Origin of the sequence: Acinetobacter zhairuonensis (assembly GCF_022601715.1) — a bacterium.
Lineage (GTDB): Bacteria > Pseudomonadota > Gammaproteobacteria > Pseudomonadales > Moraxellaceae > Acinetobacter.
The window spans coordinates 72,881-85,476 of record NZ_JAKVIM010000001.1; the positions used below are offsets into that span (position 1 = coordinate 72,881).

Below are 12,596 nucleotides of genomic sequence, written 5' to 3' on the forward strand. Positions count from 1 at the left end.
GTGAACAACTTTAATTCACTAAAGCAAATATTTGGAAACATGCAAGATTAAAGAGAGTGTAAAAATGGAACTTGTGGTAGAAAAGCAACACGCAATGAAATCGCCTAAGCAACAAGGCTATAGCATGCCAGCAGAGTGGGCTGCTCAAGAAGCAGTTTGGATGATTTGGCCGTACCGTACCGATAACTGGCGTGATAATGCCCAACCAGCACAACAAGCATTTGCTCAAGTTGCAGCAGCGATTGCACAAAAGACCCCAGTCTTTATGGCAGTTCCTGTGACTGAAATGGAAAAAGCACGTCAGATCATGCCTGCTGAAGTGACCTTATATGCGATGGAAAGTGATGATGCGTGGACGCGTGATACAGGTCCATCGATTGTGAAAAATGCACAAGGTGAGCGTATCGGCATTGATTGGATTTTCAATGCGTGGGGCGGAGAAAATGGCGGTTTGTATTTCCCATGGGATCAAGATCAGCTGATTGCCAAGCAAATTTCTGCAATGCATGAACTTGACACCTATTCAGCACCTTTGGTGTTAGAAGGTGGTTCAATTCATGTCGATGGTGAAGGCACGTTGTTAACCACAGCAGAATGCTTACTCAATCCAAATCGTAACCCTGATTTAACCCAAGAAGAAATTGAAGAGATTCTGCAAGAATGCTTAGGCGTGACCAATTTCATCTGGTTACCTGAAGGGGTATTCAACGATGAAACAGATGGACATGTCGACAACATGTGCTGTTTTGTTCGCCCAGGTGAAGTGGCATTGCACTGGACTGACGATGAAACAGATCCACAATATCCTCGTTCTTTGGCTGCACTCAAGGTCTTGGAAAATACGGTTGATGCGCAAGGTCGTCGTTTGAAAGTCTGGAAATTACCAGCACCAGGTCCACTGTATGCACGTGAAAATGAAACCAACGATGTACAAAAGGGCAATGCGATTGAGCGTGTCGAAGGCAATCGTTTGGCAGGTTCTTATGTGAATTATCTGATTAGTAACCAGCAGATTATTTTCCCGTTATTCGATGAAAGCACAGATCAGCAAGCACAAGAACTGTTCCAGCAAATGTACCCTGACTATTTAATTACAGGTGTACCTGCACGTGAAATTTTATTGGGTGGTGGCAATATTCACTGTATTACCCAGCAAATTCCTGCTTAATATTTGGGGGGATATCCTCCCGTATAGAGCAAAAAAAGCCATGCATCAGCATGGCTTTTTTATGTGTGGAGATCGAGAAAGCTGGAATCTGTTTATAGGTTTGCATATTTAAAAAATGTGCTATTTGTATGGACTTGTATATACAAATATATGTGGGGTAATATAAGATAAATTTGATTATTTTGTATGGGTTTAGCAAATGCCAAGAGGGAAGACACAACACGATTTAGAATTGTCTTTACAAGATGATAGTCCAGTACCCTTATATTTACGTGTCAAACAAATGATTTCGCAGAAAATCTATGAAGGCACATGGGCAGTCAATAAAAAGATTCCTTCTGAAAGTGAATTGGTGAATTTGCTGGGCTGTAGTCGCATGACTGTGAATCGTGCTTTACGTGAACTGACCACTGAAGGCTTATTGGTTCGAATTCAAGGCGTGGGTTCTTTTGTCGCCGAAGGTCAGGGGCGTACCGCATTATTTCAGATTAACAATATTGCGGATGAAATTATTGCCCGTAACCACAAGCATCATGCCGAAGTGTTGGTACTGGAACAAATCCAAGCCAACCCTGAACAAAGCCTGTTGATGCAGGTGCGAGAAGGTCAGAAACTCTTTCATTCGATTATTGTGCATTATGAAAATAATGTACCTGTACAGATTGAAGACCGCTTGGTTGATCCGAACATTATTTCGGATTATTTAAGCCAAGATTTTACTAAAATCACCCCAAATGCTTATTTAATGTCGAAAGCCCCTGCAACGGAAGGTGAGCATGTGGTTACCGCCATTCAAGCTGCTGCACAAGAATGCAAATGGCTGAAAATCAATAAAACAGAACCTTGTTTATTGATTCGTCGTCGCACATGGTCGAATAAACAACTCATCTCCAGTGCCCGACTGATTTATCCGGGCAGTCGTTATTATCTGGAAGGTAAATTTACCCCATGATTCAGTTGCTCACGCCAAGCGACTACCGAAAAATGCGCTGGAAAAATGGGGCAGGCTACACCTTAGAACTGGCACGCAGTACAGGGGAAAATCTGGCTGAATTTGATTGGCGCATTTCCATGGCAGATGTCACTACATCAGGTGCATTTTCCCCATTTCAAGGCATGCAGCGCATACTGACTGTATTAGAGGGCGCAGGTATTGCCTTACAGGTCGATGGAGAACGTCATACCCTTCAGACCTTGCAGTCGCTCCCCTTTAGTGGAGACAGTATGGTCAGTTGTGAACTATTGGAAGATCCCATCCGAGATTTTAATTTAATCTATCAGCCCGAGCGCTATGCTGCCCGTTACCAATGGGTTGTCAGTCATGAAGCGACTGAATTTTTTTCCTCGGCAGATATCATCTTCATTTTTAACCCAAGTGTAGAACCTTTAGCCGTCCGTATCGATGGTAAAATTTTCCAGCTTGGGCAACAACATAGCCTCTATCTTCATTCCAATATAAACGTGAAACACCTTATATTGCCAAGGTCGACTTTGCGGCAATGTTGTCTGATTGAACTCACGAAAATATGATCTATTCTGTGTCAATGAAACACATACAATTTGTGGTTGTATGTGTTTTTTTATTTTTATAAAAAATAAAACCAATAAATACATATGGTTATTTTAATTTTGATAAAAAATATTAAAAAGCATCTTTTCAATCATTTTGTTTTGTATAGTATATGGATGTATATACAAGTTAGTACATTATTGTACAGATAAGGCAGAACAAATCTGCTGAAAAAATTAAAGGAAGGAGTCCGATTGTGACAGCAGCAACAACAAAATTTCGTGATGTAGAAATTCGCGCACCACGCGGTACAAAACTGAATGCGAAAAGCTGGTTAACTGAAGCACCACTGCGAATGTTAATGAATAATCTTGATCCTGATGTTGCAGAAAATCCAAAAGAATTGGTGGTTTATGGCGGTATTGGTCGTGCTGCGCGTAACTGGGAATGCTTTGACAAAATCGTTGAAACTTTGAAAAATTTAGAAGATGACGAAACCTTATTGGTGCAATCGGGCAAACCAGTCGGTGTATTTAAAACGCATAAAGATGCGCCACGTGTTTTGATTGCCAACTCAAACTTGGTGCCACATTGGGCTAACTGGGAACACTTTAACGAACTTGATGCCAAAGGCTTGGCTATGTACGGTCAAATGACCGCAGGTTCGTGGATCTATATTGGTAGCCAAGGCATTGTACAAGGTACTTATGAAACTTTTGTTGAAGCAGGTCGCCAACACTACAACGGTGACTTAACAGGTCGTTGGGTGTTAACTGCTGGTTTAGGGGGTATGGGCGGTGCGCAGCCATTAGCAGCAACTCTTGCAGGCGCATGCTCACTCAATATCGAATGCCAACAGGCGAGCATCGATTTTCGTTTACGCACTCGCTATGTCGATGAGCAAGCGACGGATTTAGATGATGCTTTAGCGCGTATTGAAAAATACACCAAAGAAGGTAAAGCGATTTCGATTGCTTTACACGGTAATGCAGCAGAAATTTTACCTGAATTGGTTCGTCGTGGTGTTCATCCAGATATGGTGACGGATCAAACCAGTGCACATGACCCACTGAATGGTTACTTGCCAATTGGTTGGACATGGGAAGAATATCGCCAACGTGCGAAAACTGAGCCTGAAGCTGTAGTAAAAGCAGCGAAACAATCGATGGCAAAACACGTACAAGCCATGTTGGATTTCCAAAAAATGGGCGTACCAACTTTTGACTATGGCAACAACATTCGTCAAATGGCACAAGATGAAGGCGTAGAAAACGCTTTTGATTTCCCAGGCTTTGTTCCAGCGTATATTCGTCCATTGTTCTGCCGTGGCGTAGGTCCATTCCGTTGGGTGGCACTTTCAGGTGACCCTGAAGACATCTACAAAACAGATGCCAAAGTTAAAGAATTGATTCCTGATGATGAACATTTACACCGTTGGTTAGACATGGCACGTGAACGTATCAACTTTCAAGGTTTACCAGCACGTATTTGCTGGGTCGGTCTAGGCTTACGTGCAAAACTCGGTCTGGCATTTAATGAAATGGTACGTAGTGGTGAGCTTTCTGCGCCAATCGTAATTGGTCGTGACCATTTGGACTCGGGTTCGGTATCTAGTCCGAATCGTGAAACTGAAGCAATGCAAGATGGTTCAGATGCAGTATCAGACTGGCCTTTACTGAATGCCTTGTTAAATACAGCGGGTGGTGCAACTTGGGTGTCGTTACATCATGGCGGTGGTGTCGGCATGGGCTTCTCGCAACATTCAGGTGTAGTAATTGTATGTGATGGTACGGATGAAGCAGCAGCGCGTATTGCACGTGTATTGACTAATGATCCAGCAACTGGCGTGATGCGTCATGCAGATGCTGGTTATGACATTGCAATCGACTGCGCAAAAGAGCAAGGGTTACACTTGCCAATGATCACTAAATAACATCATTCTTGAACATTAGTTACGATGCTTTTTCACCAAGATAAAAGCATCGTAATACAAAAATATTAAGCATTACAGGACGCCAAAATGGAACTTTTAATTCAACCAGGCAAACTTACTCTCGCAGAACTTCGCCATGCCTATTTAAATCCGATTAAAGTCAAACTGGATGAAAGCGCAGCGCCAGCCATTGAGGCTAGTGTGGCGGTTGTCGAAAAAATTGTGAATGAAGGACGGACTGCTTACGGCATCAATACCGGTTTTGGTTTACTGGCATCTACGAAAATTGCACCAGAAGATTTAGAGCAGTTGCAACGTTCATTGGTACTTTCGCATGCGGCGGGTGTGGGTGAACCACTTGATGATGCGATGGTACGTTTAATTATGTTGCTGAAAGCGAATAGCTTGGCACGTGGTTTTTCAGGCATTCGTCGTAAAGTGATTGATGCCATTTTGGCTTTAATCAATGCAGAAGTGTATCCGCATATCCCACTAAAAGGCTCAGTGGGTGCATCAGGTGACTTGGCACCATTGGCACACATGTCTTTGGTATTACTGGGCGAAAGCAAAGCACGTTATAAAGGCGAATGGTTACCAGCGGTTGAAGCACTGAAAATTGCTGGCTTAGAGCCAATTTCATTGGCGGCTAAAGAAGGTTTAGCATTATTAAATGGTACGCAAGTATCGACAGCTTATGCCTTACGCGGTTTATTTGAAGCAGAAGATTTATTTGCTGCGGCAACTGTTTGTGGTGGTTTAAGCGTAGAAGCAATGCTGGGTTCTCGTGCTCCATTCGATGCGCGTATCCATGCGGTGCGTGGTCAGCGTGGTCAGATTGATGTTGCAGCGGCTTATCGTGATTTATTGACTGAATCGAGTGAAATTGCGCACTCTCATGAAGATTGTAGCAAGGTTCAAGATCCATACTCACTCCGTTGCCAACCACAGGTGATGGGTGCGTGTTTAACCCAAATTCGTCAAGCCGCTGAAGTGTTAGAAATTGAATCCAATGCAGTCTCGGATAACCCATTGGTATTTGCTGTTGAAGGGGATGTGATTTCAGGGGGGAACTTCCACGCTGAACCTGTAGCAATGGCGGCAGATAATTTAGCTTTGGCGATTGCAGAAATTGGTTCACTTTCTGAACGTCGTATTTCGATGATGATGGACCGTCATATGTCACAACTTCCGCCATTCTTGGTGGCAAACGGTGGTGTAAACTCAGGCTTCATGATTGCACAAGTTACTGCGGCAGCTTTAGCAAGTGATAACAAAGCTTTGGCGCATCCTGCAAGTGTGGACAGTTTACCGACGTCTGCCAACCAAGAAGACCACGTTTCTATGGCACCAAATGCGGGTAAACGTTTGTGGTACATGGCAGATAACGTGCGTGGCATTTTGGCGGTGGAATGGCTAGGGGCATGTCAGGGCTTGGACTTCCGTGAAGGCTTAAAAAGCTCACCTAAACTCGAGCTTGCACGTAAAATTTTACGTGACCAAGTACCGTATTACAGTGAAGACCGCTTCTTTGCTCCAGACATTGAACAGGCGAGTGAATTATTGGCAAGTGGCTGTTTAAATGAATTGCTTCTACCAGAGTTATTACCAAGTTTGTAAAAATGTGATGAACAAATACGGCCACATGATGTGGCCGTAACTTAATAAATTTCCTCAAGGATTGGAGATAAGAATGTCACAACAGGCATTATTATGCTCCAGCATTTGCCATTGTATTCATGCTGTTCATTGTAGCGAAGATGGGGTATTTCCCAGTTGCCCGTCCTGCAATTAATGTGGGTGCTGGCTGGCTGTTTTTACTGTGGATTGCTGACATCACTTGGGTGAAACCAAAGCAAAATACAGTCAAAGTTGAGCAGCAAGACTTACCAAATAACCTTGAAATGGAAAGCTAAACACGATGCGACCCAATTTGTCACGCTTGGGTCGTTTGAGGAATGACGAATGAAAAAACTTTGGCACAACTGCCACATTGCAACCATGCAAAATGGACAATATTCCAGTATTGAACAGGCAGCCATGGTCACTTCTGGACAGCACATTCACTGGATTGGCGCTGAGCAAGATCTACCTGAGGATGATTATGCCGAAAGAATCGACCTGAATGGTGCCTGGGTAACGCCGGGTTTAATCGATTGTCATACCCACAGTGTTTTTGGTGGCAACCGCAGCGTAGAGTTTGAAAAACGTTTGCAAGGTGTGAGTTATGCTGAAATTGCAGCTAGTGGAGGCGGTATTGCCAGTACTGTGCGTGCAACCCGTGAAGCGACAGAAGAACAACTATTGGCTTCAGCGTTAAAGCGCATTCGTTGCATGCAACGAGATGGGGTCACCACCATTGAAATCAAGTCTGGCTATGGGCTGGACTATGTCAATGAGCGCAAAATGCTGCGTGTGATTCGACAGGTGGCAGAAGTATTACCGATGACGGTGAAAAGCACCTGCTTAGCAGCACATGCTTTACCGCCTGAATATAAAGATCAAAGTGATGCCTATATTGAGCACATTTGTACCGAGATGTTGCCTAAACTACATGCCGAAGGTCTGGTCGATGCGGTCGATGCTTTTTGTGAATATTTAGCTTTTTCACCAGAACAAGTAGAACGCGTGTTTAAAGCAGCCCAAGCTTTGAACCTGCCAGTGAAACTGCATGCTGAACAATTGTCTGCCTTGGGTGGTTCAAGTCTAGCTGCACGTTATCACGCGCTTTCGGCAGATCATTTGGAATATATGACCGAAGATGATGTGAAAGCCATGGCAGCTGCAGGCACGGTCGCGGTGTTATTGCCGGGGGCATTCTATCTGTTAAGAGAAACCCAATTGCCACCGATGCAAAGCCTACTGGAACATGGGGTGCGTATTGCCTTATCCAGTGATTTGAATCCAGGCACATCACCTGCATTGTCATTGCGCTTAATGCTGAATATGGGCAGTACCTTATTCCGTTTAACCCCTGAACAGGCTTTGGCAGGAGTGACTATTCACGCTGCACAAGCATTGGGCTTACAAGATACACATGGCAGCCTAGAGCAGGGCAAAGTCGCGGACTTTGTGGCTTGGGATATCGAGCATCCATCAGAAATTGTTTATTGGTTAAGTGGCGATTTACCGAAACGTATTATCCAACATGGTACAGAAGTTCAATTCTAAACCAATGACCCTATATGAAATAGAGTAAGTAAAATGAATGCAAACTTTACATGGCAAGGTCGACATGATGGGGATGGGGAGGAACATTTACGTATTCACCAAATCATCAATCGTCATCCAAAGGCTGAATATGCCCTGATTGGTTTTAGTTCAGATGAAGGGGTAAAACGCAATAAGGGACGAATTGGCGCGGCAGAAGCCCCCAATGCGATTCGTGCACAATTGGCGAATTTGCCCGTACATCAAAGCATGACCTTGCAAGATTTGGGTAATGTCATTTGTGAGCAGGGTCAGTTGGAACAGGCACAAGCAGCTTTGGCTAATGCAGTACAAAACTGTTTGGAAAAAGGCATGAAGCCGATTGTGCTGGGTGGTGGTCACGAAGTTGCTTTTGGTAGCTTCTCGGGATTGTTTCAGTATGTGCAACAACATCAACCACAGCAAAAAATTGGCATCATCAATTTTGACGCGCATTTTGACCTGCGCGAAGCCGAGCAGGTGACCTCGGGTACGCCATTTTTAAATGCAGCACAACTTTCGGCACAACATCAGCAAGATTTTCATTATTTGTGTATTGGTGTTGCCAAACATGCCAATACCAAAGTGTTGTTTGATACCGCGGATCGTTTGCAGTGTGACTATATTTATGATCACGACTTACAAGTCGCTCAATTGCCTAGCTTGATTGAGAAAGTTCAAGCCTTTATGACGAAAGTCGATGTGCTGTACGTGACCATTGATTTAGATGTTTTTCATGCCAGCATTGCGCCTGGGGTCAGCGCCCCTGCGGTGAAAGGCATTGATTTGAATGTCTTTGAACCTTTATTTCAAGCGATTAAAAAGACTGGAAAAATTCGGGTGTTTGATGTGGCGGAGTGCAATCCGCAGTTTGATTTGGATAACAGAACCGCCAAACTCGCAGCCTATCTGATTTTTAACTATCTATTTGATTAAACGCATTTGATTTGAATCTAGCTGTTCTGCGCTTGCAGTAAGTTTTCTTGAAATCGCTCATCTTTAAAAGCTGGGCGATTTTTTATGCGGGTGTGTATTTGGTTTTTATCTTTGAAATAGATTCATAACATTGCCAAAGGCTGCACAAGAATACATAAAGCATCGAAATCCATCATCAAACTGCGGATTTCATTTTGTGCATAATTAGTTCAGAATAGGTTTTAAACCATGATTGAGTTGCGACTTTAGGAACAGTGTATGAGCGTGATTTTACCCGTAGCACAACGTGGAGAAGACATATTAAAGCTGAAAGCTGCACCTGTTGCTGAAAGCGAATTTAATAGTGATTGGCTTCTGCAATTAGCATCTGCCATGCACGCCACCATGCTAGAACGCAATGGGGTAGGTATTGCGGCACCACAACTGTATATTTCCAAACAAGTTATTATTGTGGCTTCGCGTTCTAATCCACGCTATCCGGATGCGCCTGAAATGGATGCGGTGGTAATGCTCAATCCGCAGATTCTAGAATTTTCCGAAGCCACGTGTTTTGGGGAAGAAGGCTGTTTAAGTGTGCCCGATGAACGTGCTCAGGTCGAGCGTGCACAAAGCATTAAAGTGCTTTATCACACCCTAGCAGGTGATGTCATGGAAACCGTGTTCGAAGGGTTTCCCGCACGGATTGTGCAGCATGAAATTGATCATTTAAATGGGATTTTATTTGTCGATCGATTGACTGCCTAAGCTATTCAGCATTGTTGTACGCGTCTTTATATTTAAATTGCTGCGGTGTTTGTCCCAAATGTCGCTTGAACATGGCACTGAAGGCACTGGGGTTGGTGTAACCCAGCGACTCCGAGATCTGTGCAATCGATTCGCCACTGGCAATTTTACTCAAGGCTTGGGCAATGTGTACTTGTTGCAACCATGCCCGATAGGACAGCCCGGTTTCCTTTTGAAACATCCGCATCAGGGTTCTTGAACTGGTGCCAATTTCATCTGCCCACGTGTTTAAGGCTTTATGATGTTCCGGTGCTTGTAACAGCGCTTGGCAAATGCTCATCAGGCGTTTGTCCTGCGGCCACGGAATCTGAATCGGAAGCGAATTGGCTTTCTGAATTTCATCAAAAATCAGAATTTGTAATGCACGAGAAAGCTCATCAGAACTGAGTAATTCGGATGCAGGAATGTGCTCAATCGCATTTAAACGAATCAGCAGTTCATGCAATAACTTGGTGACTCGAATAATAAAACACTGCTGACCCAAGACTGACGCGGCTTGGGCTTCGACCAGTGCCGTATTCATTTTGACCCGACTTAGTGACCTTACACTATGTTCTACATAGGCAGGAATCCAGAGCGCGCACATTGGCGGAATCAGCCAGACATGCTTTGGGGTAAACACTTGAATAATCCCTGTTGAGGCATAGAGAAACTGTGCTCGTGAATGATGATGAGCAGGGGTAATATCTCGGTAATTATGCTCAGAGGAACGTCCAATCACCAGTTCAGACATTTCCGTTTCAATCAGTGAATCTGAAATTTTCATGAAATTTGTCACTTAGACAGGGATTATTGGAAGATAACGCTATGAATGACATTTTACAATATTGCTTGAAATATCAATGATTGGAGTTTTTCAGCTATGACGTCTTCAATGCAGGCGAAGGAAAGCATGGATGAAGCTGTGACAAGTCTTCAGCCACAAGGCATGATTGTAAAAATTGTCGGTGCAGTGGCACTGGCACATTTACTGAATGATTTGATTCAAGCGGTTCTGCCTGCGATCTATCCGATGCTGAAAACCAATTTCTCGCTGAGTTTTGCCCAAGTTGGACTCATTTCATTGGTCTATCAAATTACGGGTTCATTGTTACAACCTTGGATTGGGCTATATACCGATAAACATCCCAAACCGTATTTGTTGCCGCTCGGCATGCTGGTGACCTTGAGCGGGATTTTATTGTTAGCATTTTCACCGAGTTTTACGGTACTGCTGATTGGGTCGGCTCTGATTGGCGTTGGCTCATCCACTTTCCACCCAGAAGCTTCGCGCGTGGCACGAATGGCATCGGGCGGGCGCTTTGGTACGGCACAATCGACCTTTCAGGTGGGCGGCAATACAGGTACTGCGATTGGACCGTTGTTGGCGGCACTGATTATTGTGCCGTTTGGACAACATGCAGTGGCGTTGTTGATTGTGTTTGCCTTGCTTGCCATTTGGGTGTTGTTCGGCGTGAGCCGTTGGAGCATCAACCACAGTAAAAAACAATTGGCTGCCAAGGCACAACAGGTGCAAAGCAAATTGCATGGACGTCAGTTGGTGATTGCACTCTCGACCATCTGTGTGTTGATGTTTGCCAAATTTACCTATATTGCCAGTATTAGTAATTATTTTACTTTTTACTTGATGCATAAATTCCAGATCAGTCTGCAATCGGCACAGTTACATCTGTTTGCCTTCTTGGCTGCGGTGGCATTGGGAACCTTTGCAGGTGGACCGATTGGCGACAAAATTGGACGTAAAGCGGTGATATGGGTGTCTTTTGTTGGCATGGCACCGTTCGCTTTAATGATGCCCTTTGCCAATCTGTTCTGGACTACGGTGCTGTCGGTCATGACTGGTTTGGTGTTGTCTTCTGCCTTTGCTGCCATGGTGGTGTATGCGCAAGAAGCTGTGCCAGGTCGAGTCGGTATGATTGCAGGTTTAATGTTCGGCTTAATGTTTGGCGTGAGCGGGATTGCCGCAGCAGGGCTGGGCTATTTGGCTGACTTAAACGGCATTGAATGGGTGTTTGGTGTGTGCTCTTTGTTACCTTTACTCGGGTTTGCTACCGCCTTTTTACCGAAGACCCAAGCAAATTAAACTGATTACAGCAGAACTTTACATTCAGACGCGCTATCTTATGAGAAGAATAAGATAGCGCGTTTTTCTTTTGGCTGTTCATTGTAATCCAAAAAACAATTCAATGTTGGATTGAGCGCTTTAATTCTGGAGGATGAATGCCATGACTGATTCCGATACTCACTTAAGATTCACTTTAGGTTTGGAACAACTCCGCTTTGATATTGATGGGCAGCATTTTCAGGTCAATAAAGGCTTAGGTTTTATTCAGGCGAACAGTATGCGTCATGGGGTACTGGATGAACTTGCGATTGAACTGATGATTTATGTGATTGAAGAAATATTAGAATCGGTTCCCGTCCAGTATGCCCAACCCAAAAGTGCAATCAGTACGGATGCTTTATTTCAGCAAGTTCTGAGTTTATTTTTCCCAAATCAGTACAGTATAAGTCGTGTACAGCTTGAAAGTGGCTTTAATGCATTTCTTGAGTGTCGGGAATATTATGTGTGTAAAGTAGCTGAGCAGGGCGTATTCAGTCTGGTTTACTTTATATTTTTACGCGAGATGATGCATCACTGGAATGTGGTCGACATAACGTTCGTCGAGTCGCTTGAAACGGCTAAGTCACTTTAAAAACGTAAAAAATAGGGAATGACAGACAGTAAAATACCAATGCCACTGAGCAAAACATTGCTTTCTATAAAATAAGGAAAAACCATCAAAATCAGACCTGCAACAAAGGGCATGGTCATTTTTTGTTTTTTGCCATAAAGAAAATAGCCTAAACCAATTGAGCTAAAGATTACGCCTAGAAAGAGTTGGGTAGTGTTCATGATGATATTTCGTGCATTGTAATTCTCTGGTAGATATTATGCCAGGATTGTTAAAAGAAGATATAAAAACTAAGAGTGCCATGATGCAACTTTATAACAAGAACTTAAAACTTCCATCGCGTGATTTGCGTAGCAATATGACCGATGCAGAACAATGGCTATGGCAAAGATTACGCCGTTAGCA

13 protein-coding genes and 1 pseudogene are annotated in these 12,596 nt (G+C 43.8%); 12 read left to right on the forward strand and 2 right to left on the reverse strand.

Translation table 11 applies throughout. The features are described 5' to 3' along the window. Positions 1-64: 64 nt before the first annotated feature. The 9 genes and pseudogenes from aguA (at position 65) to def (ending at position 9,477) form a co-directional block, all read left to right on the forward strand. Entirely contained in the window at positions 65-1,168 is a 1,104-nt protein-coding gene (aguA, locus tag MKI85_RS00345) for an agmatine deiminase (RefSeq protein WP_241623903.1), read from the forward strand. A gap of 199 nt (positions 1,169-1,367) precedes the next feature. Next, on the forward strand, positions 1,368-2,120 hold the full coding sequence (gene hutC / locus MKI85_RS00350; RefSeq protein WP_241623905.1) for a histidine utilization repressor: 753 nt from the start codon (positions 1,368-1,370) through the stop codon (positions 2,118-2,120). Beyond that, the gene (locus MKI85_RS00355) at positions 2,117-2,698 is read left to right on the forward strand and encodes a HutD/Ves family protein (RefSeq protein WP_241623907.1); all 582 of its coding nucleotides are present in this window, start codon (positions 2,117-2,119) and stop codon (positions 2,696-2,698) included. Before hutC ends, MKI85_RS00355 begins: the two co-directional genes overlap by 4 nt. A gap of 236 nt (positions 2,699-2,934) precedes the next feature. Further along, a complete protein-coding gene (gene hutU, locus MKI85_RS00360; protein ID WP_241623910.1) occupies positions 2,935-4,611 on the forward strand; it encodes a urocanate hydratase in 1,677 nt (558 codons plus the stop codon). Positions 4,612-4,698: 87 nt separating this feature from the next. Then, entirely contained in the window at positions 4,699-6,228 is a 1,530-nt protein-coding gene (gene hutH, locus MKI85_RS00365; RefSeq protein ID WP_241623912.1) for a histidine ammonia-lyase, read from the forward strand. A gap of 92 nt (positions 6,229-6,320) precedes the next feature. Then, positions 6,321-6,524 (forward strand): annotated as a pseudogene (proY, locus tag MKI85_RS00370) (proline-specific permease ProY); the annotation flags it as partial. Between the two features lie 49 nt (positions 6,525-6,573). Continuing rightward, the gene (hutI, locus tag MKI85_RS00375; RefSeq protein ID WP_241623914.1) at positions 6,574-7,779 is read left to right on the forward strand and encodes an imidazolonepropionase; all 1,206 of its coding nucleotides are present in this window, start codon (positions 6,574-6,576) and stop codon (positions 7,777-7,779) included. A 33-nt stretch (positions 7,780-7,812) separates the two neighbouring features. Continuing rightward, positions 7,813-8,733 (forward strand): formimidoylglutamase, encoded by a 921-nt coding sequence (gene hutG / locus MKI85_RS00380; protein ID WP_241623915.1) that lies wholly within the window; start codon positions 7,813-7,815, stop codon positions 8,731-8,733. A gap of 258 nt (positions 8,734-8,991) precedes the next feature. Then, complete coding sequence (def, locus tag MKI85_RS00385; RefSeq protein WP_241623918.1) at positions 8,992-9,477, forward strand: peptide deformylase; 486 nt, start codon at positions 8,992-8,994, stop codon at positions 9,475-9,477. Position 9,478: 1 nt separating this feature from the next. Here def and MKI85_RS00390 read toward each other — a convergent pair whose 3' ends face one another. Next, positions 9,479-10,276 (reverse strand): AraC family transcriptional regulator, encoded by a 798-nt coding sequence (locus tag MKI85_RS00390; protein WP_241624418.1) that lies wholly within the window; start codon positions 10,274-10,276, stop codon positions 9,479-9,481. Between the two features lie 102 nt (positions 10,277-10,378). On the opposite strand from MKI85_RS00390, the gene MKI85_RS00395 reads away from it, so the two are divergent. Both MKI85_RS00395 and MKI85_RS00400 read left to right on the forward strand, forming a co-directional pair. After that, positions 10,379-11,599 carry an MFS transporter gene (locus MKI85_RS00395; RefSeq protein ID WP_241623920.1) on the forward strand — a complete coding sequence of 407 codons (1,221 nt, stop codon included), beginning with the start codon at positions 10,379-10,381 and terminating at the stop codon, positions 11,597-11,599. Between the two features lie 142 nt (positions 11,600-11,741). Further along, positions 11,742-12,212 carry a hypothetical protein gene (locus MKI85_RS00400; protein WP_241623922.1) on the forward strand — a complete coding sequence of 157 codons (471 nt, stop codon included), beginning with the start codon at positions 11,742-11,744 and terminating at the stop codon, positions 12,210-12,212. On the opposite strand, the gene MKI85_RS00405 is transcribed toward MKI85_RS00400, so the two are convergent. Then, positions 12,209-12,412, reverse strand: a complete 204-nt coding sequence (locus MKI85_RS00405; protein ID WP_241623924.1) for an amino acid transport protein — start codon at positions 12,410-12,412, stop codon at positions 12,209-12,211. The genes MKI85_RS00400 and MKI85_RS00405 overlap by 4 nt on opposite strands. Positions 12,413-12,450: 38 nt before the next feature. Between MKI85_RS00405 and MKI85_RS00410 the strand changes: the two genes are divergently transcribed. Then, a complete protein-coding gene (locus tag MKI85_RS00410) occupies positions 12,451-12,594 on the forward strand; it encodes a hypothetical protein (protein ID WP_241624441.1) in 144 nt (47 codons plus the stop codon). Positions 12,595-12,596: the final 2 nt, after the last annotated feature.

Excerpts from the sequence above, each read along its gene's own strand:
- MKI85_RS00395 (WP_241623920.1), top strand. The coding sequence starts at position 10,379 with ATGACGTCTTCAATGCAGGCGAAGGAAAGCATGGATGAAGCTGTGACA.
- hutI (WP_241623914.1), top strand. The coding sequence starts at position 6,574 with ATGAAAAAACTTTGGCACAACTGCCACATTGCAACCATGCAAAATGGA.
- MKI85_RS00355 (WP_241623907.1), top strand. The coding sequence starts at position 2,117 with ATGATTCAGTTGCTCACGCCAAGCGACTACCGAAAAATGCGCTGGAAA.
- MKI85_RS00405 (WP_241623924.1), bottom strand. The coding sequence starts at position 12,412 with ATGAACACTACCCAACTCTTTCTAGGCGTAATCTTTAGCTCAATTGGT.
- MKI85_RS00410 (WP_241624441.1), top strand. The coding sequence starts at position 12,451 with ATGCCAGGATTGTTAAAAGAAGATATAAAAACTAAGAGTGCCATGATG.
- MKI85_RS00400 (WP_241623922.1), top strand. The coding sequence starts at position 11,742 with ATGACTGATTCCGATACTCACTTAAGATTCACTTTAGGTTTGGAACAA.
- def (WP_241623918.1), top strand. The coding sequence starts at position 8,992 with ATGAGCGTGATTTTACCCGTAGCACAACGTGGAGAAGACATATTAAAG.
- hutH (WP_241623912.1), top strand. The coding sequence starts at position 4,699 with ATGGAACTTTTAATTCAACCAGGCAAACTTACTCTCGCAGAACTTCGC.
- hutC (WP_241623905.1), top strand. The coding sequence starts at position 1,368 with ATGCCAAGAGGGAAGACACAACACGATTTAGAATTGTCTTTACAAGAT.
- hutG (WP_241623915.1), top strand. The coding sequence starts at position 7,813 with ATGAATGCAAACTTTACATGGCAAGGTCGACATGATGGGGATGGGGAG.
- aguA (WP_241623903.1), top strand. The coding sequence starts at position 65 with ATGGAACTTGTGGTAGAAAAGCAACACGCAATGAAATCGCCTAAGCAA.